The organism is Conexibacter stalactiti, assembly GCF_033542075.1.
Lineage (GTDB): Bacteria > Actinomycetota > Thermoleophilia > Solirubrobacterales > Solirubrobacteraceae > Conexibacter > Conexibacter stalactiti.
Genome location: NZ_JAWSTH010000014.1, coordinates 48,366 through 72,626 on the forward strand (window position 1 = coordinate 48,366; position 24,261 = coordinate 72,626).

The 24,261-nt window shown below is 73.4% G+C and carries 21 protein-coding genes; 17 read left to right on the forward strand and 4 right to left on the reverse strand.

Annotation, left to right across the window (positions count from 1 at the left end; genetic code table 11):
- The 5 genes from R7226_RS07925 (at position 1) to R7226_RS07945 (ending at position 4,659) form a co-directional block, all read left to right on the forward strand.
- Positions 1 to 1,128 carry an acyl-CoA dehydrogenase family protein gene (locus tag R7226_RS07925; protein ID WP_318596528.1) on the forward strand — a complete coding sequence of 376 codons (1,128 nt, stop codon included), beginning with the start codon at positions 1 to 3 and terminating at the stop codon, positions 1,126 to 1,128.
- A gap of 91 nt (positions 1,129 to 1,219) precedes the next feature.
- On the forward strand, positions 1,220 to 2,395 hold the full coding sequence (locus tag R7226_RS07930) for an acyl-CoA dehydrogenase family protein (RefSeq protein WP_318596529.1): 1,176 nt from the start codon (positions 1,220 to 1,222) through the stop codon (positions 2,393 to 2,395).
- A complete protein-coding gene (locus R7226_RS07935) occupies positions 2,373 to 3,374 on the forward strand; it encodes an acyl-CoA dehydrogenase family protein (protein WP_318596530.1) in 1,002 nt (333 codons plus the stop codon). Before R7226_RS07930 ends, R7226_RS07935 begins: the two co-directional genes overlap by 23 nt.
- A gap of 129 nt (positions 3,375 to 3,503) precedes the next feature.
- Positions 3,504 to 4,163, forward strand: coding sequence for a GAP family protein (locus tag R7226_RS07940; RefSeq protein WP_318596531.1), 660 nt, complete (start codon positions 3,504 to 3,506; stop codon positions 4,161 to 4,163).
- A 52-nt stretch (positions 4,164 to 4,215) separates the two neighbouring features.
- Positions 4,216 to 4,659 carry a PIN domain-containing protein gene (locus R7226_RS07945; protein WP_318596532.1) on the forward strand — a complete coding sequence of 148 codons (444 nt, stop codon included), beginning with the start codon at positions 4,216 to 4,218 and terminating at the stop codon, positions 4,657 to 4,659.
- A gap of 26 nt (positions 4,660 to 4,685) precedes the next feature.
- Here the strand turns inward: R7226_RS07945 and R7226_RS07950 are convergent, their stop codons facing one another.
- From R7226_RS07950 to R7226_RS07965, 4 genes are all read right to left on the reverse strand, one after another.
- Positions 4,686 to 5,654 (reverse strand): NAD(P)H-dependent flavin oxidoreductase, encoded by a 969-nt coding sequence (locus R7226_RS07950; RefSeq protein ID WP_318596533.1) that lies wholly within the window; start codon positions 5,652 to 5,654, stop codon positions 4,686 to 4,688.
- Positions 5,651 to 6,412, reverse strand: coding sequence for an SDR family NAD(P)-dependent oxidoreductase (locus R7226_RS07955; protein WP_318596534.1), 762 nt, complete (start codon positions 6,410 to 6,412; stop codon positions 5,651 to 5,653). Before R7226_RS07955 ends, R7226_RS07950 begins: the two co-directional genes overlap by 4 nt.
- 78 nt (positions 6,413 to 6,490) lie before the next feature.
- Complete coding sequence (locus tag R7226_RS07960) at positions 6,491 to 6,865, reverse strand: RNHCP domain-containing protein (RefSeq protein WP_404827794.1); 375 nt, start codon at positions 6,863 to 6,865, stop codon at positions 6,491 to 6,493.
- Positions 6,866 to 7,094: 229 nt separating this feature from the next.
- Positions 7,095 to 8,399 carry a sulfatase family protein gene (locus R7226_RS07965; protein ID WP_318596536.1) on the reverse strand — a complete coding sequence of 435 codons (1,305 nt, stop codon included), beginning with the start codon at positions 8,397 to 8,399 and terminating at the stop codon, positions 7,095 to 7,097.
- 38 nt (positions 8,400 to 8,437) lie between these two features.
- Here R7226_RS07965 and R7226_RS07970 point away from each other — a divergent pair, with 38 nt between their 5' ends.
- The 12 genes from R7226_RS07970 (at position 8,438) to R7226_RS08025 (ending at position 24,260) form a co-directional block, all read left to right on the forward strand.
- Positions 8,438 to 9,331: a Stf0 family sulfotransferase gene (locus R7226_RS07970; RefSeq protein ID WP_318596537.1), complete on the forward strand. Its 894-nt coding sequence runs from the start codon at positions 8,438 to 8,440 to the stop codon at positions 9,329 to 9,331.
- Positions 9,328 to 10,233: a sulfate adenylyltransferase subunit CysD gene (gene cysD / locus R7226_RS07975; RefSeq protein ID WP_318596538.1), complete on the forward strand. Its 906-nt coding sequence runs from the start codon at positions 9,328 to 9,330 to the stop codon at positions 10,231 to 10,233. Before R7226_RS07970 ends, cysD begins: the two co-directional genes overlap by 4 nt.
- Complete coding sequence (gene cysC, locus R7226_RS07980) at positions 10,233 to 12,110, forward strand: adenylyl-sulfate kinase (RefSeq protein WP_318596539.1); 1,878 nt, start codon at positions 10,233 to 10,235, stop codon at positions 12,108 to 12,110. Before cysD ends, cysC begins: the two co-directional genes overlap by 1 nt.
- A gap of 24 nt (positions 12,111 to 12,134) precedes the next feature.
- Positions 12,135 to 13,490 (forward strand): tetratricopeptide repeat protein, encoded by a 1,356-nt coding sequence (locus tag R7226_RS07985; RefSeq protein ID WP_318596540.1) that lies wholly within the window; start codon positions 12,135 to 12,137, stop codon positions 13,488 to 13,490.
- Between the two features lie 188 nt (positions 13,491 to 13,678).
- Positions 13,679 to 14,488, forward strand: a complete 810-nt coding sequence (locus R7226_RS07990) for a DUF427 domain-containing protein (protein WP_318596541.1) — start codon at positions 13,679 to 13,681, stop codon at positions 14,486 to 14,488.
- Positions 14,489 to 14,594: 106 nt separating this feature from the next.
- Positions 14,595 to 16,877, forward strand: coding sequence for an acyl-CoA dehydrogenase family protein (locus tag R7226_RS07995; protein ID WP_318596542.1), 2,283 nt, complete (start codon positions 14,595 to 14,597; stop codon positions 16,875 to 16,877).
- A gap of 37 nt (positions 16,878 to 16,914) precedes the next feature.
- Complete coding sequence (locus R7226_RS08000) at positions 16,915 to 18,513, forward strand: ABC transporter substrate-binding protein (protein WP_318596543.1); 1,599 nt, start codon at positions 16,915 to 16,917, stop codon at positions 18,511 to 18,513.
- 3 nt (positions 18,514 to 18,516) lie between these two features.
- Positions 18,517 to 19,725 carry a rhodanese-like domain-containing protein gene (locus tag R7226_RS08005; protein WP_318596544.1) on the forward strand — a complete coding sequence of 403 codons (1,209 nt, stop codon included), beginning with the start codon at positions 18,517 to 18,519 and terminating at the stop codon, positions 19,723 to 19,725.
- Positions 19,722 to 20,696, forward strand: a complete 975-nt coding sequence (locus R7226_RS08010) for an ABC transporter permease (RefSeq protein ID WP_318596545.1) — start codon at positions 19,722 to 19,724, stop codon at positions 20,694 to 20,696. The genes R7226_RS08005 and R7226_RS08010 overlap by 4 nt, the downstream gene beginning before the upstream one ends.
- Positions 20,693 to 21,619: an ABC transporter permease gene (locus R7226_RS08015; protein WP_318596546.1), complete on the forward strand. Its 927-nt coding sequence runs from the start codon at positions 20,693 to 20,695 to the stop codon at positions 21,617 to 21,619. Before R7226_RS08010 ends, R7226_RS08015 begins: the two co-directional genes overlap by 4 nt.
- Positions 21,616 to 23,136, forward strand: a complete 1,521-nt coding sequence (locus R7226_RS08020; protein WP_318596547.1) for an ABC transporter ATP-binding protein — start codon at positions 21,616 to 21,618, stop codon at positions 23,134 to 23,136. The genes R7226_RS08015 and R7226_RS08020 overlap by 4 nt, the downstream gene beginning before the upstream one ends.
- Complete coding sequence (locus tag R7226_RS08025; RefSeq protein ID WP_318596548.1) at positions 23,133 to 24,260, forward strand: LLM class flavin-dependent oxidoreductase; 1,128 nt, start codon at positions 23,133 to 23,135, stop codon at positions 24,258 to 24,260. The genes R7226_RS08020 and R7226_RS08025 overlap by 4 nt, the downstream gene beginning before the upstream one ends.
- The last annotated feature ends 1 nt before the right edge of the window (position 24,261 follow it).

A 24,261-nucleotide genomic window follows, 5' to 3' on the forward strand; every position in this document is an offset into this window, starting at 1 on the left:
ATGGACCTGAGACCGAGCGACGCCGACGCGGCGGTGCGAGCGGAGGCCGGCGCCTGGCTGGAGGCGTGGCTGTCCGCGCCCGAGCACCGCACCGACGATCCCCGCCTCGACCTCGAGTGGCGCTCCGCCTACCAGCGCGACGCGTACGACGCCGGCTGGCTGGTGCCGTCGTGGCCGCTCGGCGAAGGCGGCCGCGGCGTCGGGCCGGAGGCCGAGCTGTGGATCAAGCTCGACTTCGCCCGCCGCGGCGCGCCGAAGCTGCCGAACGTCCAGGGACCCGGGGTCGTCGCGCACGCGCTGAACACCTTCGGCAGCGACGAGCAGCGCGCCCACGTGCGCGCGGTCGCGCGCGGCGACGTCTGGTGGTGCCTGGGGATGTCGGAGCCGCAGGCCGGCTCCGACCTCGCCTCGATGCGCACCCGCGCGAGACGAACCGACGGCGGCTTCACGATCGACGGTCAGAAGGTCTGGACGTCGCACGCGCGCGACTCGTCGCACTGCCTGCTGTTCGCGCGGACCGCGAGCGAGGGGCCGCCGCACCGCGGCATCTCGGCCTTCGTCGTGCCGATGGAGACGCCCGGCATCACCGTCGTCCCGATCGAGAAGATCGGCGTCCAGGACGAGGAGTTCTGCGAGGTCTTCTTCGACGACGTGCAGGTGCCCGAGAGCGCGCTGCTCGGCCCCGAGCACCAGGGCTGGAAGGTCGCGATGGAGTCGCTCGGTCACGAGCGGGACATGATCTGGATCATGAACCTGGTCGAGATCGAGGCGGCCAACGAGCTGACGCGGGAGGCGCTGCGCGCGCGGCCGCGACCCGAGCTGACGCTGGAGTACGCGGCGGTGCGCGGCGACGCGGACGCGATCTGGCTGACCGGCCTGCGCGGGCTCGCCAGCCGCGTCGCGGGGCGGCCCGACCTGCAGACCCCGCTGCTGAAGCTGTTCTCGACCGAGACCGCCCAGCGGGCCTTCCTGCTGGCGCGCCGGGCGGCCGGGCTGGACGCGCCCGAGCGCGTCGGCAGCGAGCTGCTGGCCGGCGAGATCGAGGCGCTCGGCGCGACGCTCTACGGCGGCACGTCGGAGATCCAGCGCAACATCGTCGGCGAGCGGATCCTCGGCCTGCCGCGCTAGGGGCCGGCGCGGCGCGCGCGGCGGTCGTAGCCCGGCTCGCCGGCGCTCCGGCAGTTGCATTTTAATCCTACATATGATTATATAACTGCAAATGGATTTCGCATTTGGGGACAGAGCCGAGAGCCTCCGCGCGCGGCTGCGAGAACTGATCGGCGAGCATCTTCCGCCCGACTTCCTCTCGCCGTTCACCGACGACCCGGAGGACTTCGCGCTGACCGAGCGCTTCTGCCGCGTGCTCGGCGAGGAGCAGCTGCTCGCGCTCGCCTGGCCGCGCGAGCACGGCGGCGGGGGCGGGGACGTCTGGGAGCAGACGGTCGTGCGCGAGGAGATGTGGGCCCACTACGAGCCGCGCGGGCCGCAGTACATGGGCCTCAACTGGGTCGGTCCGGCGCTGATGCGCTTCGGCACGCCGGAGCAGCAGGAGCGCTTCCTGCCGCGGATCGCGCAGGGCGAGATCGTCTGGTGCCAGGGCTTCAGCGAGCCCGACGCCGGCTCCGACCTCGCCTCGCTGACGACGCATGCGCGCCCCGACGGCGACGGCTGGCGCGTCAGCGGGCAGAAGATCTGGACCTCGTACGCGCAGATGGCCGAGGTCTGCGTGCTGCTGGCGCGCACCTCGCGCGACGGTCGCCCGCAGCAGGGCCTGACGCTCTTCCTGCTGCCGATGGACCGGCCCGGGATCGAGGTCCGCGGGATCGACAGCCTGTTGGGGGCTCACCACGTCAACGAGGTCTTCCTGACCGACGTCGTGCTCGAGCCCGGCGACGTGCTCGGCGAGCTGGACCAGGGCTGGCGGATCGTGCGCGAGATGCTCGCCTACGAGCGCGTCGGGATCGCCCGCTATGCCCGCTGCGACCGGCTGCTCGTGCGCCACCGCGAGGCGCTCGCGGAGCGCTGGGAGGAGCTGCCGCAGGCGCTGCGGGCGCGCTACGTGCGCGCGCTCGTCCACGCCCGCGTCGCCCGTCTGCTCGCCTACCAGGTGATCGACGAGCAGTCGCGCGCGGTCGTCGACGACGCCGACACAGCCGCTGCTCGGCTGGCGACGACGCGGCTGGACCAGGAGGTCGCCGAGGTGCTGATGGAGGGCGCCGGCGTGACCGCGCTGGCGCCGACCGGCCACCTCGGCGCGCCGCTGCACGGCGCGGTCGAGGACCACTACCGCTACGCCTTCGCCTCGACGATCGCCTCGGGCACCTCCGAAGTGATGTCGATCCTGATGGCGCGGGCGATCTTCGGAGGGAACGATGGATCCGCGACTGCCGGCTGAGATCGACGAGTTCGGCCGCTCCACCGCCGAGATGCTGCGCCGGCGCACCGGCTTCGCGCTCGCGCGCGCCGCGCAGACCGGCGCGGCCGAGGGCGGCGGGGCGGAGGCCGGCGGGGAGGACCCGCGCGCGGCAGCGGCCGAGCTGCTCAGCGCGATCGACGCCGACGGGATCGACCCGCGCGCGACCGTCGAGGAGGCGCTCGCGGCCGCCGAGCTGTGCCGCGCCGCCGGCGCGGTCGTGCTGCCGGCGCCGGTCGCGCAGCGGCTCTGCCGCGACGAGGACGGCGGCGGCTTCGCGGTCGTGGCGAGCCTCGACGCGCCGGTCGTCGTCGACCACGCCGACCTGCTCGACCGGGTCGTGACGCTCGACGGCCGTCGCGGGCGGATCGCCGCGCGCACGCCGATCGCCGGCAAGCTGTCGCGCTACGCGGCGGAGGTGACGGTCGAGCCGCTCGACGGCGAGGCCGCGCCGCTCGACGTCGCGCTGTGGCTGAACCTGCAGGCGGCCTACGTCAACGGCGCGCTGGAGACGGCGGTCGCGCTGACGGTCGAGCACACGAGCCAGCGGCGCCAGTTCGGCAAGCCGCTCAGCTCCTTTCAGTCGTTGCGCTTCCAGGTCGTGGAGGCGTCGCTCGCCTGTCGCGGGCTGCTGCAGCTGCTGCGCTTCTCGCTGTGGCGCCTGCACGAGGCGCCGGATGACACGCTCGTCGACGCGCTCGGCCTGCGACTGCAGGCGCAGGAGGCGGCGAGACGGGTGCTGGCCGTCGCCCATCAGCTGCACGGCGCGATGGGCTTCGCCAACGAGCACGACCTGCCGTTCGTGACGCGCGGCATCCAGACCGCGCTGCGCCTCCCGCTCGACTACGAGGCGACGACCGACGCGCTGCTGCGGCGCGTCGACGCCGGCGGCTTCGACACGCTCTACGGCCGCTTCACCCCCGGCGTCGTCGGAGCGCCCGCGCCGACGACGCCCGTGTGAACGCGGGTTCGGCCCCGTCGCTCCCGTCGGCGCGATCGGTTCGCGACGGCCGCTGAACTCGCACGACGCGGAACGGGCGATGCTCATCGTCGTCCGTCCCGAGATAATCGTCGGCATGGCGGCGGCCGCGTGATACTCGAGATCTTCGTGCTCGCGCTCGCCAGCACGATTCGTCCCACGAGTCTCGCGGCCGTCTGCGCGCTGCTGTCGCACGACTCGCGTCGCACGCTGCTGTGGGCGTACGTGGCGGCGGGCCTCGCGTTCACGATCGGCTTCGGCCTGCTCGTCGTCTTCGCGTTCCACGGCATCCACATCGAGGCCGGCGCCGATCGCACGAAAGGGATCGCCGACATCGTCGGCGGCGCGGTTGCCGTGACCTTCGGCATCGCGATCCTGACCGGTCATGTCCGCTCGCACGACGCCGGTGACGCTCCCCGCGTCAGCACTGGTCGCAAGGCGCTCGTCAACCAGCACCTCACGCTGCGGACCGCCGCGCTGGCCGGCCCGCTCACCCACCTTCCGGGCCTGTTCTACCTGATCGCGTTGAACGTCATCGTCGCCCACGACCCGCGCGTGCCGCGCGGGCTGCTCGCGGTCGCGACGTACAACGCGATCTGGTTCGCGCTCCCGATCGTCGCGCTGGCGGCCTGCATCGTGCGCCCGGCCGAGGCGGTGGCGATCGTCGGCTCGATCGAGCGGTGGGCACGGGACCATTCACGTGCGGTCCTGCTCGTGGTCTCGCTGGTCGTCGGGACCGCGCTCGTCGTCCGCGGCGTGCTCACGATCTGACGGACCGCCGACGTCGGGCGCGGGTTGGCCCTGAGGGCAAGCGCGGGACGGCGTGGGACGAGGTGCTGCGGCAGACGCGACGCGCACGGGCGGAGCAGCCGTCCTGATCGCGTTTCTCGACACCAACGTCATCATCCGTCACCTCACGGGCGACCCGCCGGAGCAGGCCGCTCGCGCGACGGCAGCGCTGGCGAACGCCGAGCGATTGCTGCTCGCGGATCTCGTCGTCGCCGAGTGCGTCTACGTGCTGCAGTCGTTCTACGAGGTCGAGAGAGCCCGGATCGCGGAGCTGATGCGGGCGGCGATCGCGCTGCCGGCGATCAGCGTGATCGATGCTTCGCTCATACGCCGGGCCTTGGAGGTCTACGAGCACGATCGGCTGGACTTCGCGGAGGCATGCCTCGTCGCGCAGGCGGAGGCGACCGGCACCGGCGCGGTGCTGACGTTCGACAGAGCTGTCGACCGCGTCGCGAGCGTCGAGCGAATCGCACCGTAGCGGCGACGCTGGCCGGCACCCGCCGCTCAGCTCACGATCGCCGCCAGCCGGCCGGCGATCAGCTTCTCGGACTCGCCGACGATCCGCGCGACGAGCGCGGCGACCGTCGGGATGTCGTCGATCAGCCCTTGCGACTGGCCGGCCCACCAGATGCCGTGCTCGGGGTCGCCGGTCTCGTAGACCTTCGCGCCGCGTCTGCCGGCGACCAGCTCGCGCACGTCCGCGAAGGCGCCGCCGTCGGCGAGTCGCTGCACGACCTCGTCGGAGACGCCGTTGCGCGCGACGCGGGCGGTGTTGCCGAGCGAGCGGAAGATCAGGTTGGTGGCGCGCTCGTCGTTGGCGACGATCTGCTGCTTGATCCGCTGGTGGATCGGCGACTCGACGGTGCACATGAAGCGCGTGCCCATGTTCGCGCCGTCGGCGCCCAGCGCCAGCGCCGCGACCAAGCCGCGCGCGTCGGCGATGCCGCCGGAGGCGATCATCGGGATGCGCACGCGTGAGGCGGCGGCGGCGATCAGGATCAGGCCGGGGACGTCGTCCTCGCCGGGGTGGCCGGCGCACTCGAAGCCGTCGATCGAGACGGCGTCGACGCCGAGCGACTCGGCCTTCAGCGCATGCCGGACCGAGGTCGCCTTGTGGATCACCTTGACGCCGGCCGGCTGCAGGTGGGCGAGGTGCTCGGCCGGGTTGGCGCCGGCCGTCTCGACGATCTTCACGCCCGACTCGACGATCGCCTGGCGGTACTCGGCGTACGGCGGCGGCGTGATCGACGGCAGGATCGTCAGGTTGACGCCGAACGGCCGGTCGGTCAGCTCGCGGCAGTGCGCGATCTCGGCCGCCAGCGCCTCCGGCGTCGGCTGCGTCAGCGCGGTGATGCAGCCGAGCGCGCCGGCGTTGGCGACGGCGGCGACCAGCTCGGCGCGGCCGACCCACTGCATCCCGCCCTGCATCAGCGGGTGGTCGATCTCGAACAGCTCGGTGAAGCGCGTTCTCATCGCGGGGCCATCCGCAGCGCGCCGTCGAGCCGGATCACTTCGCCGTTGAGCATCCGGTTGGCCGCGACGTGCGCGACCAGCTCGGCGTACTCGGCCGGGTCACCGAGCCGGGCGGGGAAGGGGACGGTGCCGGCCAGCGACGCGCGCGCCGCCTCCGGCAGCCCGGCCATCATCGGCGTGTCGAACAGACCCGGCGCGATCGTCACGACGCGAACCCCCGCGCGCGCAAGCTCGCGCGCGGCCGGCAGCGTCACGGCGGCGACGCCGCCCTTGGAGGCGGCGTAGGCGATCTGCCCGATCTGCCCGTCGTAGGCGGCGATCGAGGCGGTGTTGACGCAGAGGCCGCGCTCGCCGCCGGCATCGGGCTCGTTCGCCGTCATCGCCGCCGCGGCGAGGCGCAGGCAGTTGAGCGTGCCGAGCAGGTTGACCTCGATCACCCGCGCGAAGCTCTCCAGCGGCGTCGCCCCGTCGCGCCCGACCAGCTTGGCCGGCGTGCCGACGCCGGCGCAGACGACCGAGATCCGCAGGCCGCCGGGGCCGGCGGCCGCGCTCGCGACGGCGGCCTCCACCGACGCCGGATCGGTGACGTCGGTCGTCACCGCGGCGGCGCCGAGCTCCCGCGCCAGCGCGCGGGCGCGCTCCTCGTCGCGGTCGGCGATCGTCACGTCGGCGCCGGCTGCCGCCAGCCGCCGCGCCGTCGCCGCGCCCAGTCCCGAAGCGCCGCCGAAGACGATCGCGCCTGCTCCTCGAATCTCCATCAGCCGCTCTTCTCCGTTCGCTCGCGTTAGAGGGTGGAATGAGAAAAGTATATATAGGATTAAGCTGCTGGTGTGCCGTCACAGCCGCGCCAGCAGCTCGAGCGGGAACGGCGGCTGCGCCAGCGGTCGCACCGCCAGCCGCGTCAGCAGCAGCGGGTTGTCGTCGCCGGCGATGCGGTTGAGGTCGAGCTCGCCGCAGCCGCCGCAGCGGTGGACGAGGACCCATTCGCCGTCACCCCGCACCGAGACGGCGATCGGCTCCATCGCCGCGCCGCAGTCGGCGGCGCGGTCGCCGGGCGTCGCGTCGTCGAGGTGCCGGCTCCAGAGGCAGCTGGGACAGTGGTTGCGGTGGCTGGTGCCGGGTGCGTCGGCTGGGATGTCGAGGCCGCAGTGGCGGCATCGGAACGGACGTGGCACGCGGCGCGCGCCGCGCTGTCGCTGATCGCGCGACAAGGGGACCTCCGGATGAGATGTGCGGACGGGAGCGTCGTGTCGCGCGCGTCTGGATCCGATCAGGGATCCACGAACCGTCGCCGCGTCAGGGCGGCGGCGGACCGGCACGAGATCGGGTGGCGATCAGGCGGCCGGGAGCTGCGCGACGATGTCCGCACGGGCAGTCATCAGCGGTCGACCATACCGGAACGGGGCGTGTGGAAGGCGAGCAGCAGCGCCCCGGCGGCGGTCAGCCCGCCGCGCTGATCAGCGGCTCGCGCGCGGAGCTGCCGGCCGGGTCGTTGGCGAAGGCGCCGGGCGGCAGCGGGACGGGGCCGTCGAGCAGCGGGTCGTCGGTCGCCGTCATCCACTGGCGCAGGCGCGTGTCGAGCTGGTCGCGCACGTCGGCGAAGCTCGCCGTCTCCGCGAGGTTGCGCATCTCGCCGGGGTCGGCGAGCAGGTCGTACAGCTCGACCTCGGGGCGCGGCTGCCGGCCCCAGCCGGCGGCGACGAGCAGGTCCTTGGAGGGCGAGTCGTCGACGTTCGGGAGGACCGGCTCGCGGCGGTCGCCCCAGTGGCGGATCAGCTTGTGGCGGCGGGTCCGGATCGCGCGCTGCGGGTCATAGGCGGCGTGGTAGGTCAGCTCGGCGAACAGCTCGTCGCGGATCTCCGACTTCTCCTTGCGCACCAGCGGCAGCAGCGAGCGGCCGTGCAGGCCGCCGGGGCTCGGCGCGCCGGCCAGCTCGCAGAGCGTCGGGTAGATGTCGAGCTGGGAGATCAGCGCGTCGCTGACGTGACCGCCGAGGAAGCCGCCGGGACCGCGCAGGATGCACAGGACGCCGAGGCCGCGGTCGGTCAGGGTGCCCTTGGCGCCGGGGAAGGGGAGGCCGTGGTCGGTCGTCAGCACGACCAGTGTGTCGTCGGCGAAGCCCTGCTCGTCGAGCGTCTGCAGGATGGCGCCGACGCCCTGGTCGAACGAGCGCGCGCTCGCCTTGAAGGCGGCCATGTCGGCGCGCGTCTCCGGCGTGTCGGGCAGGTGCGCCGGGGGCATGCCGTAGAGCGCGTCGCGGACCGAGCTGGGCTCGAAGAACTCGCGGTGGGTCTCGAAGAAGCCGATCGAGAGGAAGAACGGCTGCGGCGGGCGGCTGCGCAGCAGCTGCTGGGCGGCGGGCGCGATCGAATGGACCTTCGTCGTGCCGATGTCGACGACGTGGTCGTAGCCGAGCACGCTCGGATCGTCGGAGAGGTGCTGCTCGCCTATCAGCGCCGACCAGTAGCCGGCGGCGCGCAGCGGGTGGACGATGTGGCGGCCGTAGTCGTTCAGCTTCCAACCGCGGTGGGCGAGCCCGGTCATGCCGTTGACGTGCGGGTATTGGCCGGTCAGCAGCGCGGCGCGGCTGCCCGAGCAGGTCGGCGCCGCGGTGAACGCCTGGCGCAGCAGCAACCCCTGGTCGGCGAGCCGCTGGATGTTGGGCGTCTGCACCTGATGTCCGTACGGCTGCACGTAGCGGCCGGTGTCATGCGAGTGGACATAGACGATGTTTGGCTGTTTCATGCTTGTTCCTGTTGTCGACCGGGAAAGTGTAGAACTCGATGAGGCCGACGCCCGAACTCGCTTACCTCGTCTGCGCCACGCAGCGCAGCGGCAGCACCGTGCTCTGCGAGACGCTGCGCGCGACCGGGGTCGCCGGCCAGCCGCTCGAGCACTTCGAGCACCTGCGCCACAGCGGGCGTCCTCGCCAGGGCCACGAGTATCTCGCCGGCGTCGACGATCACGCGCTGGAAGGGCTGCTGCCGCCGCCGGCGCCCGTCCGCGACGAGGGCGACGAGTCGCCGTCGGCGTGGTGGAGCCGGATCGTGCGCGAGGGCTCGAGCGCGAACGGCGTCTGGGGCGGCAAGCTGATGTGGGACCACGTCGACGACTTCACCGCGCGCGCCGGGCAGCTCGACGGCGTCGGCGCCGGTGCCGGCCTCGCCGAGGTGCTCGACCGGCTGTTCGGCGAGCTGCGGCTCGTCTACGTCCGGCGCGAGGACACGGTCGCGCAGGCGATCTCCTTCTGGCGCGCGATCCAGACGCAGGCATGGCGTCACGACCCCGATGCCAAGCACGCGCCTCCGGCCTACCACTACGGTGCGATCGACCATCTCGTGACGCTACTGGAGCAGCACGACGCGGCCTGGCAGCGCTGGTTCGCCGACGGCGGCCGCGAGCCGCTGACGCTCGTCTACGAGCAGCTCAGAGATGACGTCTCCGGTGCCGTCGGCGAGATCGTGCGGTCGCTCGGGCTGACCGTCGGCGAGCTGCCCGCGCCGGCGCTCAGCAGGCAGCGCGACGGCACCTCGCGCGAGTGGGCGCAGCGGTTCCGCGAGGAGCGCGCCGCGCGCACGGCGGAGGTCGTCGCGGACGGGGCGCTTGCGGCGGAGGCCGCCGGCGCGCGCGGGGCCGAGGCCGAGGCCGGCGGGGCGCGCGAGGGCGCCGTCGCGTGAGCGGCCCGCGCGTCTCGCTGCTGCGCTCGCTGGAGGCGGAGGCCGTGCACGCCGTGCGCGAGGTCGCCGCCGAGCTGGAGCGGCCGGTGCTGCTGTTCAGCGGCGGCAAGGACTCGATCGCGCTGCTGCGCGTCGCCGAGAAGGCGTTCCGGCCGGCGCCGCTGCCGTTCCCGGTCCTGCACGTCGACACCGGCCACAACTTTCCCGAGGTGCTGGAGTTCCGCGACCGCCGCATCGCCGAGGCCGGCCACCGCCTGATCGTCGCCTCGGTGCAGGACTCGATCGACGCCGGCCGCGTCAAGGAGCAGGAGCCGGGCGCCTCGCGCAACCGGCTGCAGACGCGCACGCTGCTCGACGCGCTGGAGGAGCATCGCTTCGACGCCGCCTTCGGCGGGGCGCGCCGCGACGAGGAGCGCGCCCGCGCGAAGGAGCGCGTGCTCTCGTTCCGCGACGAGTTCGGCCAGTGGGAGCCGCGCCAGCAGCGGCCCGAGCCGTGGGCGATCTACAACGGCCGCATCCGCCGCGGCGAGCACGTGCGCGTCTTCCCGCTCTCCAACTGGACCGAGCTGGACGTCTGGCGCTACGTCGAGGCGGAGGGGCTGGAGCTGCCGTCGATCTACTTCGCCCACCGCCGCCGCGTGATCGAGCGCGACGGGATGCTGCTGGCGTGGTCGCAGTGGGTTCAGCCGCAGGATGGCGAGCAGGTGCTCGACGAGCAGGTCCGCTACCGCACCGTCGGCGACCTGACGGTGACCGGCGCGGTCCGTTCGGAGGCGCGCGACATCACCGCCGTGATCTCCGAGATCGAGGCGTCGAACGTCTCCGAGCGCGGCGAGACGCGCGCCGACGACCGCACGTCGGAGGCGGCGATGGAGGATCGCAAGCGAGAGGGCTACTTCTGATGGCGCAACGCGAGCTGCTGCGGCTGGCGACGGCCGGCTCGGTCGACGACGGCAAGTCGACGCTGCTGGGCCGGCTGCTGCTCGACACGAAGCTGCTGCTGAGCGACCAGCTGGAGGCCGTCTCCAGAGATGGCGAAGGACCCGACCTGGCGGCGCTGACCGACGGCCTGCGGGCCGAGCGCGAGCAGGGGATCACGATCGACGTCGCCTACCGCTTCTTCGCGACGCCGCGGCGTTCCTTCATCCTCGCCGACACGCCGGGTCACGAGCGCTACACGCGCAACATGTTCACCGGCGCCTCGACCGCCGACCTCGCGATCGTGCTCGTCGACGCGCGCCACGGCGTCGTCACGCAGACGCGCCGCCACACGCAGATCTCGGCGCTGCTGGGGATCCGCCACGTCGTCACGTGCGTCAACAAGATGGACCTCGTCGGCTGGGAGCAGGAGCGCTTCGAGGCGGTCGCCGCCGACGTGCGCGAGCTGGCGCAGCGGCTCGCGATCCCCGATCCGCTCGTGCTGCCGATCAGCGCGCTGCACGGGGACAACGTCGTCGACCGCTCCGAGCGCTCGCCGTGGTACGACGGGCCGCCGCTGCTGGAGCACCTGGAGCAGCTCGACGTCGCCGCTGATCGCGACCTGTCGCGGCTGCGGCTGCCGGTGCAGTGGGTGGCGCGGCCGGCGAATGCCCGCCGCCGCGGCTACGCCGGCCAGCTCGCCGCCGGCACGCTGCGCGCCGGCGATCCGGTCGTCGTGCTGCCGGCGGGCACGCGCACGACGGTGAGCGCCGTCGACACGCTCGACGACGATGCAGGGGACGCCTCCGGCAACGGCGCCGGTCCGGTCGTCGCGGTGCCGCCGCTGTCGGTCACCGTCGAGCTGGCCGACGACGTCGACGTCGGGCGCGGCGACGTGCTCGTCTCGCCCGGCAGCGAGCCGCCGGCGGCGCGCGAGCTGGAGGCGACGATCTGCTGGATGGCGGAGGAGCCGCTGCGACCGGGCCGCCGCTACGCGCTCAAGCACACGACGCGAACCGTGCGCGCGACGGTGCAGGCGCTGCACGAGCGGATCGACCCGGAGACGCTCGCGCCGGAGCGCGAGCCGGCGGCGCTGGCGCTCAACGACATCGGCCGCGTGACGCTGCGGACCAGCTCGGTCGTGCTCGCCGATCCGTACGCCGAGAACCGCGTCACCGGCGCCTTCGTGCTGATCGACGAGCACGACAACGACACCGTCGCCGCCGGCCTGGTGCTCAGCGCGCGCGAGGTCAGACCGGCGCGCGAGGGCCGCCGCGACGTCACCTGGCACGCCTCGTCGCTGGAGCGCGAGCGCCGCTGGGGCGCGCTCGGCACGCGCGGCGCGACCGTCTGGCTGACCGGCCTGCCGGCGTCGGGCAAGTCGACGATCGCCGTCGAGCTGGAGCGGGCGCTGGTCGACTCCGGCCGCGCCGCCTACCTGCTCGACGGCGACAATATCCGCTACGGCCTCTCGGACGACCTCGGCTTCTCGCCCGGCGACCGCGCCGAGCACATCCGCCGCGTCGGCCACGTCGCCCGCCTGATCGCCGACTCCGGCACGGTCGCGGTCGTCTCGCTCGTCTCGCCGATGGCGGCCGATCGCGAGGCCGTCCGCGAGCTGCACGACGCGGCCGGCCTGGCCTTCCTCGAGGTGTTCGTCGACACGACGCCCGAGGAGTGCGAGCGGCGCGATCCGAAGGGGCTGTACGCGCGCGCCAGAGCGGGGGAGATCAAGGGCTTCACCGGCGTCGACGCGCCGTACGAGCGCCCGCGCACGCCCGATCTGCACGTCCCGACCGCCGAGGTCGAGGTCGCGCCCGCCGTCGCGCGGATCGTGGAGCTGCTCAGGGATGATCAGTAGATCACTCGACTGAGGAGCGCAGCGATGGCGGCGACGGCGAACGACGGGCTCGGCGGCAGCGCGGAGGCGCTCGGCCACGTCGAGCGGGCGACCGACGCGCTGCTGCACTTCCGCGGCGACGTCGAGACGGAGGTGGCGGCGGCACGCGCGAGCGACCCGACCTGCGTGATCGGCCACGTGCTCGACGCCTACCTGCACCTGCTGACGACCCAGCCGGATGACGCCGCGGCCGCCGCCGAGCGCTTCCCGGCGGCCCTTGCGGCGATCCCGCGAGAGCGGCTGAGCGGCCGCGAGCGCGGTCACGTCGAGGCGGTCGAGCGCCTGCTGGCGGGCGACATGCTCGGCGCCGGCGAGCGCCTGCTGGAGGTCACGCGCGACCATCCGCGCGACGCGCTCGCGCTCGCCGTCGGCCATCAGCTCGACTTCTTCACCGGCGACGCGATCGTGCTGCGCGACCGCGTCGGCGGAGCGCTGTCGGCATGGAGCGAGGACGACCCGTGGTTCGGCCCGGTGCTCGGGATGTACGCCTTCGGACTGGAGGAGGCCGGCCACTACGACCGCTCCGAGGAGGTCGCGCTGCGCGCGGTCGAGCTGGACGGGCGCGACGTCTGGGGCATCCATGCCGTCGCGCACACGTACGAGATGCAGGGCCGCGTCGAGGAGGGCATGCGCTACCTGGAGGCGCGCGAGCGCGACTGGGCCGAGGGCAACTTCTTCACCGCCCACAACTGGTGGCACTACTGCCTCTACGCGCTCGAGGCCGGCGAGGTCGACCAGGCGCTCGAGATCTACGACCGCGAGCTGCACCACCCCGGCGTCGAGCCGTTCGCGCTGCGGCTGCTCGACGCCGCCGCGCTGCTGTGGCGGCTCTACCTGGAGGGCGACGACCAGACCGAGCGCTGGCGCGAGCTGGCGCGGGCGTGGGAGCAGAAGATCGAGCCTGCCTTCTACGCCTTCAACGACATGCACGCGGTGATGGCGTACGTCGGCGCCGGCGAGATCGCGCGCGCCGAGCGGCTCGTCGCCGACCGCCGCCGCTACGTCGAGACGACCCCCGCGCAGGTGACCAACGTCACGATGACGCTCGACGTCGGCATCCCCGTCTGCGCCTCGTTCATCGCGTTCGGGCAGGGCCGCTATGACGAGGTCGTCGAGCTGCTGCACCCGATCCGCCGCCGGATCAACGCGTTCGGCGGCAGTCATGCGCAGCGCGACGCCGTCTACAAGACGCTGCTGGAGGCGGCGATCCGCTCGGGCCGGCTCGCGCTCGCACGGACGCTCGCCAGCGAGCGCCTGTTCGTGCGCCCCAGCAGCCCCTACAACGGCCTCAAGCTGGCGCAGATCACGCAGCGGGAGCAGGAGGTCGCCGAACGTCGATGAGACCCGGTGGACCAATGCGCACGCGGTGCAGAAGCGCCGAAGCGGCCTTGGCGCGACCTTCCGTACGAAGAATCTCGAAACGGTTCCTTGACAATCTCGACAAAGTCGATCAAGTTAAGCGACATTGAGTGGGAGCGCGGCCACGACGCGCTCCCGGGCCTCACCCGACCTCCCCAGGAGAGCCTCCCGTGTCCACGTCCCTCGAGAACAAGAAGATCGTCAGCGGCGACCCGGCCGGCAGAGCGTTTCGGCAGGAGCGCGTCGCCGTGCTGCCGGTCGCAAAGCGGATCCGCGGCCTCTTCGCCGGTCGCACCGTCGTCGACTCGACCGCCGCGCTGATCCTCTTCGAGCACGACCACCTGCCCGTCTACTACTTCCCCGTCGCCGACGTCGACGAGGCGGTGCTCGTGCCGTCGGAGAAGTCGACCCACTGCCCGTACAAGGGTGACGCCAGCTACTGGTCGATCGCGATCGGCGACCGCGTCGCGCTCGAGGCGGTCTGGGGCTACGAGCAGGGGATCGAGGGCGCGCCCGACCTGCGCGGCTACCGCGCCTTCTACTGGAACGCGCTCGACCATTGGTTCGAGGAGGACGAGGAGGTCTTCGTCCACGCGAGAGATCCCTTCAAGCGGATCGACACGCTGCGCAGCTCGCGCCACGTGCGGATCGAGCTGGACGGCGTCGTGCTGGCCGAGACGCGCCGCCCGACGCTGCTGTTCGAGACCGGCATCGCGACGCGCTACTACATCCCGCGCGCCGACCTCAGAGCGGAGCTGCTGCGGTCGAGCGAGACCATCACCGCCTGCCCCTACAAGGGCAAGGCGAGCTATTACTCGGCGCAGGTCGGCGACCGCCTCGTCGAGGACATCGCCTGGACCTACACGTTCCCGATCCCGGACATCCCGAAGATCGAGCAGCTCGTCGCCTTCTATGACGAGCACGTCGACGTGTGGGTCGACGGGGAGCTGCAGGAGCGCCCCGTCAGCACCTGGTCCTAGCGCCAGCTCCGCGACCGAGACCGCACCGAGACCGCCGCCGCACCGGCCGGCGCGCTGCCCGCGCGCCGCCGCGCGGACCCCTGCCCGCCCGCATCGAGAGGACGCCGTGCCCACCCAGACCACCGAGACCCCGCCGCCCGCCGTCGCCGCACCCGCACCCGCACCCGCGGCCGCGCTTGCGCCGCAGCCGTTCGCGGCGCCCGCCGCGGCGCGCTTGGCGACTGAGCTGATCGCCGACGGCGCGCTGTCGCTGCCGTTGCGGGTCGACGGGGCCGTCGACTGGCGTGCGGCCGCCGCCGCGCTCGACCTCGCCGCTGCCGGCTCGATCGCCGTTGCGGCCGCACTGGCCGACCACTACCTCGCCGTCGCCGCGGTCGCGATCCACGGGGACGCGGACCAGCGCGCGGAGGCGATCGCGACGGGGGCCGCCGGCCACGCGCTGGCGATCCCCGTCGCACCGCCCGGCCACGCCGCCGGCGAGCCGCAGCTGCTCGACGGCCAGCTCTCCGGCGAAGGCCTCGCCATCCCGCCGGAGCTGCCGCTCGGCACGCTGCTGGTGCGCGCGCAGGACGAGCGCGGCGAGCGCGTCGCGCTGCTGCTCGACGCCGCCGCGCCCGGGGTGCGGATCGCCGACGGCCGCGTCGACCTCGCCGCGGTGCCGGTCGGCGACGCGGAGCTGCTGCCACGCTGGTCCGAGGAGCGGCTGCTGGGCGCCTCGGCGCTGCTGCACGCCGCCGTCTCCGTCGGCGCGACGATCGCGCTGCTGGAGGACGGCGCGCGCTTCGCTGCCACGCAGGGGCAGCCGTGGGCCGGGCGCACCTACGCGAGCCTGATCCACGACCCGCACGTGATCCGCGGCTTCGGCCACAGCCGCGCGCACGCGCACGCCGCCCGTGCCGCGCTCGACCGCGCGGTGGAGGCAGCGGAGGCGGCCGACGCCGTCCACGCCGCGCTTGCCGCACAGGCGCTCGCGGCTGACGTCGCCGTCGCCGTCGGCGCGCTGCTGCCGGAGCTGCTGGGGCCGACCGCGGCCGAGCTGGAACCGCTGTGGACGCGGCTGCGGGCGCTGCGCGCGCACACGCTGCGCGACCCGATCTCCTGGCGTCACTACAGCGTCGGGCAGCAGCTGCTCGCCGCGGACTGGAGCGAACCGGGCCTCGACCCGGCCACGCCGCTGCCGCCGGCCGCGCCCGCCGACGGCTCCGTCCGCACGATCGAGAGCGACGCCGAGGCGATCGCCGTCGCGCGCGCCTACGCCGCAGCGATCGCACCCGGGGCCGGCGTCCGCGACCGTGACCGCAGCCACGGCTGGGAGGAGCTGGCGCTGCTGGGCCGCAGCGGCCTGCTCGGGATCACCGTCCCGGCCGAGTACGGCGGGCTCGACGCGCGCCAGGCGACGATCGCCGAGGTCGTGCGCCTCGTCGGCGCCGCCGACGGCTCGATCAGCCAGATCCTGCAACCCCACTTCGGCGCGCTGGAGGCGATCCTGACCGCCGGCACCGAGGCGCAGCGGCGCTTCTTCTTCCGCCAGGCGCTCTCCGGCAGACGGTTCGGCAACGCCAACGGCGAGCGCGGCACGAAGGCGGCCGGCGACATCACGACGCGGCTGGTGCCGACGCTGACCGGCTCCTATCGCGTCGAGGGCACGAAGTTCTATTGCACCGGATCGCTGAGCGCCGACTGGATCGCCGTCACCGCGCGCGATCCCGCCGGCAACCGCAGCTCGGCGCTCGTGCAGCGCGACGCCGCCAACCTGGAGCTGGTCGACGACTGGAGCGGCATCGGGCAGCGCACGACCGCCAGCGGCACGACCCGGCTCGACGGCGTCGAGGTGCAGGAGCTGCACGTGCTGGCGCAGTGGCGGATGGCCGAGGGCGCGCACGTCTCCGGCGCCAAGTCCAACCTCGTGCACGCCGCCGTCAACGTCGGCATCGGCTTCGGCGCGCTCGCCGCCGGGCGCGAGTACGTGCTGACGAGATCGCGCCCCTCGAAGGACCTCGGGCTCGAATCGGTGCTGGAGGATCCGCACCTCGTCCAGCGCTTCGGCGCGCTCCACGCCAAGCAGCAGTCGGCGCACGCGCTGCTGCTGCGCGCCGCCGAGCTGATCGGCGCCGCGATCGACGATCCCAGCCCGGCGGTCGTCTCGGCCGCGACGCTCGCGGTCGCCGAGGCGGAGGCGTACGGCGGCGACGTGGCGCTGGAGGTCGGCAGCGAGGTCTTCGCGCTCGCCGGCGCCAGCGCCAGCCGCAGCGAGGTCGGCCTCGACCGTCACTGGCGCGACGTGCGCGTCCACACCCTGCACGACCCGGCCGTCTGGAAGTTCTTCCAGGCCGGCGACGCCCTGTTGAGCGGGGCGCAGTACTTCGGCAACCGCCGCAACGTCATCTGACGACCACCACACGACCCGCGAAAGAGCAACGAACGCCATGACACGACCGGACCACCGCCGCCTCCCCGGCGCCCTCCTGCTGGGACTCGCCGCCCTCATCTCCGCGCTGGTGCTGGCGGCCTGCGGCGGCTCGTCCGAGAACGGCGAGACGGCGGCCGCCGACAAGCCGGCCGCGGGCGCGACGACCGCTGAGGAGACCGCCGCGATCAGAAGAGGCGGGACGCTCGTGATCAGCGCCGTCGACCCCGGCACCGCGATCGACCCGCTCACGACCGCCAGTCCCGCCGGCACCGCGATCGCCGACGCGGTCGCGGAGAAGCTGACGCGGATCACGACCGAGGGGACGGCCGAGCCGATCCTCGCGGAGTCGTGGGAGCCGGCCGCCGACGGCTTGAGCTGGACCTTCAGACTGCGCCCCGGCGTCGCCTTCCAGGACGGCCGGCCGCTGACCTCCGCCGACGTCGTCGCCTCCTATGAGCGGCTGCTGGCGAGAGACAGCCCGGCGCCCGGCAAATCGGCCTTCGCCGACCTCGTCAGAGGCGTCAGAGCGGACGGTCCGGAGACGGTCGTCTTCGAGCTGACGCGGCCCTTCTCCGACTTCCCGGTGCTGACGGCCGGCTCCAACGCGCACATCCTGCCGGTCGACTACAGAGCCGGCACGTGGCAGAGAAGACCGGTCGGCTCCGGTCCCTTCAGACTCGACCTCTACAGCCCGGGCCAGAGCGCCAGATTCAGCGCCAACCCGAACTGGTGGAACAGAGAGAACCTCCACCTCGGCGCGCTCGACCTGAAGCTCTACAAGGATCAGCAGGCGCGCGTGCTGGCGCTGCAGAGCGGTGAGATCGACTCGCTGATCGGCGAGCCGGTCGACGCCTCGCTGACGGCCGCGCTCGACAGATCGCAGTTCCAGATCGAGTCGCTCCCGACCGCCGGCTTCACCGCCTTCGCGCTGCGCGTCGACAGAGCGCCGTTCGACGACGTCAGAGTCCGTCAGGCGATCGCCTGGGGCCTCGACCGCGAGGCGATCGTCAGAACGGTCTTCGGCGGCGAGGGGCAGCCCGGCAACGACACGATCTACGGGCCGACGTACGCGATCAAGCCGCAGGGCCTGGAGCAGCGCAGACAGGACGTCGCGAAGGCCGAGGAGCTGCTCGGCGGCAAGGAGGTCTCGTTCGAGATCACCGGCAGCGCGCAGTCGGAGACGCTCGCGACGGTGATCCAGCAGCAGCTCAACGAGATCAGAGGCTTCGACGTCAAGATCAAGTCGCTGCCGGCGGCCGAGTACTACGCCGACGGCGACGACTCGCCGTGGCTGACCGCGCCCGCGACGCTGACCTTCTGGGGCGACCGCCCCTCGCCCTCGCAGTACAACAACTTCCTCTACGCGAGAGCGAGTGACTGGAACGCCTCCCAGTACTCCAACCCGGAGCTGGAGAGACTGTCGGCGCAGTACGACGCCTCCACCGACGAGGCAGAGCGCCAGAGAGCGGTCGACGCGATCGCGCAGATCGAGTGGGAGGAGGCGCCGGTGATCGTCCCGGCCTTCGGCACCTCGCAGTCGTTCACGGCGAAGAAGGTGCACGGGCTGAGACCGCAGCCGGCCGCGATCCTCTACTCCGGGGTCTGGGTCGACTGACCGATGAGCACGACCGCGACAGCGACCGTCTCCGCCGCGGAGGTGCGCGAGCGCCTGCGCGGCGGCGGCGAGCTCGCGCTGCTCGACGCGCGCGAGCTGGAGGACCACCGCGCCGGCCACCCGTTCTGGGCCGCGCACCTGCCGCCGCACGCGCTGGAGCTGGCGCTGCGGCTCGTGCCGCGGCGGGCGACCCCGATCGTGCTGACCGAGGTCGAACCGCGCGTGCGGGAGTCGCTGGCGCGGCTGCTGGATGAGCACGGCTACCACGACGTGGCGGAGCTGGCCGGCGGCAACGCCGGCTGGAGCGCGGCCGGCGGGACGCTCCATCGCGGTCTCTGCGCGCCGAGCAAGGCGCTCGCCGAGCGTGTCGAGGTGCCTGAGACGACCGTCGACGAGCTGGCCGGCGTCCACAGCGCCGCGCCGCTCGTGCTCGACGTCCGCAGCGTCGAGGAGTACGTCGCCGGCACGATCCCCGGGGCGGTCGCCTGCCCCGGCGGCGAGCTGGTGCGGCGCGCCTTCGCGCTGCTCGCCGAGCAGCCGGCCCGCGCCGTGGTCGTCACCTGCGCCGGGCGCACGCGCGCCCGCTACGGGGCGCGGACGCTGATCGAGGCCGGTCTGCCGGCGCCGGTCAGCGCCCTCGCGGGCGGCACGACGGCGTGGCAGGCGGCCGGTCACGACCTCGAACGGCATGCGACGCGGCTGGCGCCGCCGCCCGCTCCCGGCAGCGACGGCGAGCGGGCGGCGACGGCGGGGCTGACGCGGCTGGCCGCGCGCGTCGCCGTGCCGGTCGCGGGCGCCGCCGAGCTGAGCCGCTTCGCGGCCGAGGCGCGCGCCGGCGAACGGACGCTGTTCCTGATCGACCCGCGCTGGCCGCACGACCGCCCCGGCGCGCCCGACGGCCCTGGCGCGCCGCATGGTCGCGCGGAGCTGGCCGGCGAGGACGGCGTCCGCGCGATCCCCGGCGGCCAGCTCGTCGAGGCGGTCGACGAGTACGTCGGCACGCTCGGCGCGCGGATCGTGCTGCTCGACGAGCCGCCGTTCGCGCGGGCGCTGCCGCTCGCGCGCTGGCTCGCCGAGCACGATCGCTGGGAGCTGCGGCTGGCGACCCCGGCCGCGGCGCAAGCCGCGACCGGCGGCGTCGCCGTCGCCGGCGGCTCGGTCGTCGGCGGCGGCGAGGTCGCCGGGGCGGCACGGCTGGCGGTGGCGTCGTGAGCGGGCGCTCGGAGACCGGGCGCGTGATCGGCCGGCGGCTGCTGCAGATCCCGCTCGTGCTGATCGTCGTCTCGGCGCTGATCTTCTGGCTGATCGCGGTCGTGCCGGGCAACCCCGGCCGCAGCGTCCTCGGCGCCTACGCGACCGGCGAGCAGGTCGCCGCCTGGAACGCCGAGCACGGCCTCGACGGCTCGACGCTGGAGCGCTACGGCTCCTGGCTGTCGGGCTTCGTGCGCGGCGACTGGGGCACGAGCATCATGCTCGACGTGCCCGTCCGCGGGCTCGTGATCGAGCGGCTGGAGAACTCGCTGCTGCTCGGCGTGCTCGCCTTCGTGCTGATGGCGCCGGTCGCGATCGCGCTCGGCTTCTACCAGGCGCAGCGGCAGGGGAGAGCGGCCGACCGCGCGATCACGATCGGCTCGGTCTCGCTCTCCTCGATGCCGGAGTTCGTCGTCGGCGTCGTGCTGATCATCCTCTTCGCCGTCACGCTCAGATGGTTCCCGATCCACTCGGAGATCGCCGCCGGCGCGAGCGCCGCCGAGCGGCTGCGCGTGATGGTGCTGCCGGCGCTGACGATCGGCGCCGCCTCGCTCGGCTACGTCGCGCGGATGGTGCGCGCGGGCGTGATCGAGACGCTCGCCTCGCCGCACTACCGCACGGCGGTGCTGAAGGGGCTGCCGCCGCGGCGGATCCTGCTGCGGCACGTCGCGCGCAACTCGCTGCTGCCGACGGTCGCCGTGCTCGGCGTGCAGCTGACGGCGATGCTCGGCGGGGTCGTCGTCGTCGAGACGCTCTTCAACTATCCCGGGATCGGCCAGCTGATCCTCGACGCGGTCCTGAAGAAGGACGTCTTCGTGCTGGAGGCGGCGACGCTCGTGATCGCGATCGTCTCGGTGCTGGTGCTGCTGGCGACCGACCTCGCCTACCTCGCGCTCGACCCGCGCGTGCGCTTCCAGGCGGAGCCGGCATGAGCGCGGAAGGACTCGCCCAGAGGGCTCGCCTTCCGTACGACGCAGACCTGGCGCTCGCGCCCGAGACCGTCGCCGCCGGTGGCGCGGACGCGGCCCGCCCGGTCGTCGCCGGCCGGGGCGTCGCAAAGCGGTTGCTGCGCCGCCCGACCTTCGTGATCGGCGTCGCCGTCGTGCTGTTCTGGGCGCTCGCCGCGCTGCTGTGGCAGCGGCTCGGCTTCGACCCGTACGCGCCGGCCGGCGCGCCGCTGCAGGCGCCGAGCAGCGAGCACCTGCTCGGCACCGACAACCTCGGCCGCGACATGCTCGCGCGCGTGCTCGCGGGCGCCCGCCCGACGTTGCAGGTCGCGCCGCTGGCGACGCTGCTGGCGACCGCCGCCGGCACCGCGCTCGGGCTCGTCGCCGGCTACTTCCGCGGCGTCGTCGACGACCTGCTGATGCGCTCCTTCGACGTGCTCTACGCCTTCCCGGGGATCATCGCGGTGCTGCTCGTCTCCTCGGCGTTCGGCCACTCGCTGCTGACGCTCGTGATCGCGATCGCGATCTTCTTCACGCCGATCGTCGCGCGCACCGTGCGCTCGGCGGTGCTCGTGGAGACCGACAAGCAGTACGTCGAGGCGGCGAGACTCCAAGGGGAGCGCGCGAGCTGGATCGTCTTCCGCGAGATCCTCCCGAACGTGCTGCCGACGGTCGTCGTCGAGGGCACGATCCGGCTTGCGTACGCGATCTTCGTCTCCGCCGGCCTCTCCTTCCTCGGGCTCGGCGCGCAGCCGCCGTCGCCCGACTGGGGGCTGGTCGTCAGCCAGAACCGCATCTTCATCCAGAACGCGTGGTGGTGCGCGGCCTTCCCGGCGCTCGCGATCGCCACGCTCGTCGTGTCGGTGAACCTGATCGCCGACAACCTGCGGGAGGTGACCCACCGATGAGCCCGGCCCTGGTGCTCGACGACCTCACGATCGCGTACGGCGAGCGCGCGCCGGTCGTGCGCGGCCTCTCGCTGGAGATCGCGCCGGGCGAGGCGTACGGCCTCGTCGGCGAGTCCGGCAGCGGCAAGTCGACGGTCGCGCTGGCCGTCGCGCGCTACCTGCCGCGCGTCGCCCGGATCGTCTCCGGGTCGCTGCGCGTCGCCGGCAGCGACCCCTACGCGCTCGACGACCGCGCCCTGCGCGAGCTGCGCACGAGCGCGATCGCGATGGTCTACCAGGAGCCCGGCCGCGCGCTCAACCCGACGATGCGCGTCGGGCGCCAGCTCGGCGAGGTCTTCGAGCTGAAGGGGATCGACGGCGAGCAGCGGCGCGCGCAGGTGCTGCAGACGCTCGCGCGGGTCGGCTTCGACGCGCCCGAGACGGTCGCCGCGCGCTACCCGCACGAGCTGTCCGGCGGTCAGCAGCAGCGCGTCGTGATCGCGATGGCGCTCGCCGTGCGGCCGGCGCTGCTGGTGCTCGACGAGCCGACCACCGGCCTCGACGCGCAGGTGCAGGCCGGAGTGCTGGAGCTGATCGAGCGGCTGCGCGACGAGCTGGGCGCCGGCGTGCTGCTGATCAGCCACAACCTGCCGCTGATCGCCGCCCACTGCGACCGCGTCGGCATCCTCGCCGCCGGCGAGCTGGTCGAGGAGGGCGACGCGCGCACGGTCGTGGAACGGCCGTCGCATCCGTACACGCGCGCGCTCGTCGCCGCCGTGCCGCGGATCGACGCGCCGCCGCCAGCTCGTGATGCCCCGCCTGTTGAGGGCGCCCCCGTCGTCCACGTGCGCGGGCTGACGAAGCGCTACGGCGCGCACGCCGCCGTCCGCGACGTCGACCTCGAGATCGGCCGCGGCGAGGTCTTCGGACTCGTCGGCGAGTCGGGCAGCGGCAAGACGACGCTCGGCCGCGCGATCGCCGGCCTGACCGCGCACGACGGCGACGTGCGGCTGATCGGCAGACCGCAGATGGTCTTCCAGAGCCCCGACGCCTCGCTCAACCCGCGCCGCACGGTGCGCAAGACGCTCGCGCGCGCGATCCGCAAGCTCGGCGGCGACCAGACGCCCGCCCAGCTCGCGGAGCAGGTCGGGCTCGGCCCTGAGCTGCTCGATCGTCTGCCGGGCGAGCTGTCGGGCGGGCAGAAGCAGCGCGTCGCGATCGCGCGCGCCTTCGCCGGCCCGATCGGGCTCGTCGTCTGCGACGAGGCGACCTCGGCGCTCGACGTCTCGGTGCAGGCGAAGATCCTCGACCTGCTGCGCGAGCTGCAGAGCAGCCGCGGCGTCTCGTACCTGTTCGTCTCGCACGACCTCGCCGTCGTGCGCCGGCTGGCCGATCGCGTCGGCGTCATGTACCGCGGCGAGCTGGTCGAGGTCGGCGACGCCGAGCAGATCTTCACCGCCCCGCAGCACCCCTACACGCAGGCGATCCTCGCCGCCGCGATCACTCCGGAACCCTCCTCCCACGAGGCATTGACATGAGCATCGAGCTGCGCTCCTGGATCAACTTCCAGCCCTACCTGCACGGCCTCTCGACGCGCGGCATCGCGCGCCAGGCCGAGTACTTCAGCGGCGACCAGCTGGTCGTCTCCGCCGACCCCGACCACATCGCCACCGAGGCGCGCGAGTACGAGGCGAGCGGCTACGACTCCTCGATCGTGCCGCAGAGCGCCTCGTGGCCCGACGCCTGGTCGACCGTCACGTGGGCGCTGGCGCACACGCAGCGGCTGAAGGTGATCGCCGCGCACCGGCCCGGCGTGACGCAGCCGGCCGCCGCCGCACGCACCTTCGCGACCGTCGACCGGCTCTCGAAGGGGCGTGCCGGCGTGCACGTGATCATGGGCCACTTCGACCGCCAGGCCGACGGCGACCAGCTCGACCAGGGCGCCGTCTACGCGCGCGCCGAGGAGTACCTGGAGATCTTCGACCGCACCCTGCGCGAGCCGGAGCCGTTCGACTTCAGCGGCGACTTCTACACGGTCCGCGGCGCCTGGTCGGGCGTGCGGCCGCTGCAGCAGCCGCGGCCGGTGCTGTCGCTGCCGGTCGGCTCCGAGCAGTCGATCGGGCTCGCCGCCCGCCACGCCGACGTCTTCGCGCTGCGCGGCCAGTCGCTGGCGGAGGCGCAGGAGCTGATCGGCCGCGTGAGCGTCGAGGCGCAGCGGATCGGCCGCGAGCGCGAGCTGCGCGCGTGGGCAAACTTCAACGTGATCGTCGACACGACCGACGACGACGCCTGGCGGCGCGCGCGGCAGATCGAGGCGGGCGTGATCGAGCTGGCCGACCACCGCCGCCGCACCAAGCCCAGACACACGCCCGACTTCAACGAAGGCCGCCCGGTGCGTCACTCCGACGGCCCGGAGGTGCTCGACCGCGCGCTCTGGACCGGCCTCTCGCGGCTGACCTCGACCGAGCTGACGTTCGTCGGCTCGCCGACGACGGTCGCCGACGCGATCCTCGACTACCACGACCTCGGGATCGAGATCTTCACGCTCGGCAGCCACGTCACCAACCCGGTCGAGGAGGAGGCGCGGCGCGAGCTGCTGCGGCTGCTGCACGAGGCGGCCGAGGCGCGCGACCGCGTCGGCGCGTTCGCGGGGAGCCGCTGAG

Coding starts and splice junctions, on each gene's coding strand:
- R7226_RS08000 (WP_318596543.1), top strand. CDS start 16,915: ATGACACGACCGGACCACCGCCGCCTCCCCGGCGCCCTCCTGCTGGGA.
- R7226_RS07925 (WP_318596528.1), top strand. CDS start 1: ATGGACCTGAGACCGAGCGACGCCGACGCGGCGGTGCGAGCGGAGGCC.
- R7226_RS08025 (WP_318596548.1), top strand. CDS start 23,133: ATGAGCATCGAGCTGCGCTCCTGGATCAACTTCCAGCCCTACCTGCAC.
- R7226_RS07950 (WP_318596533.1), bottom strand. CDS start 5,654: ATGAGAACGCGCTTCACCGAGCTGTTCGAGATCGACCACCCGCTGATG.
- R7226_RS07935 (WP_318596530.1), top strand. CDS start 2,373: ATGGATCCGCGACTGCCGGCTGAGATCGACGAGTTCGGCCGCTCCACC.
- R7226_RS07985 (WP_318596540.1), top strand. CDS start 12,135: ATGGCGGCGACGGCGAACGACGGGCTCGGCGGCAGCGCGGAGGCGCTC.
- R7226_RS07970 (WP_318596537.1), top strand. CDS start 8,438: ATGAGGCCGACGCCCGAACTCGCTTACCTCGTCTGCGCCACGCAGCGC.
- cysC (WP_318596539.1), top strand. CDS start 10,233: ATGGCGCAACGCGAGCTGCTGCGGCTGGCGACGGCCGGCTCGGTCGAC.
- R7226_RS08020 (WP_318596547.1), top strand. CDS start 21,616: ATGAGCCCGGCCCTGGTGCTCGACGACCTCACGATCGCGTACGGCGAG.
- R7226_RS07930 (WP_318596529.1), top strand. CDS start 1,220: ATGGATTTCGCATTTGGGGACAGAGCCGAGAGCCTCCGCGCGCGGCTG.
- R7226_RS07965 (WP_318596536.1), bottom strand. CDS start 8,399: ATGAAACAGCCAAACATCGTCTATGTCCACTCGCATGACACCGGCCGC.
- R7226_RS08015 (WP_318596546.1), top strand. CDS start 20,693: ATGAGCGCGGAAGGACTCGCCCAGAGGGCTCGCCTTCCGTACGACGCA.
- R7226_RS07955 (WP_318596534.1), bottom strand. CDS start 6,412: ATGGAGATTCGAGGAGCAGGCGCGATCGTCTTCGGCGGCGCTTCGGGA.
- R7226_RS08005 (WP_318596544.1), top strand. CDS start 18,517: ATGAGCACGACCGCGACAGCGACCGTCTCCGCCGCGGAGGTGCGCGAG.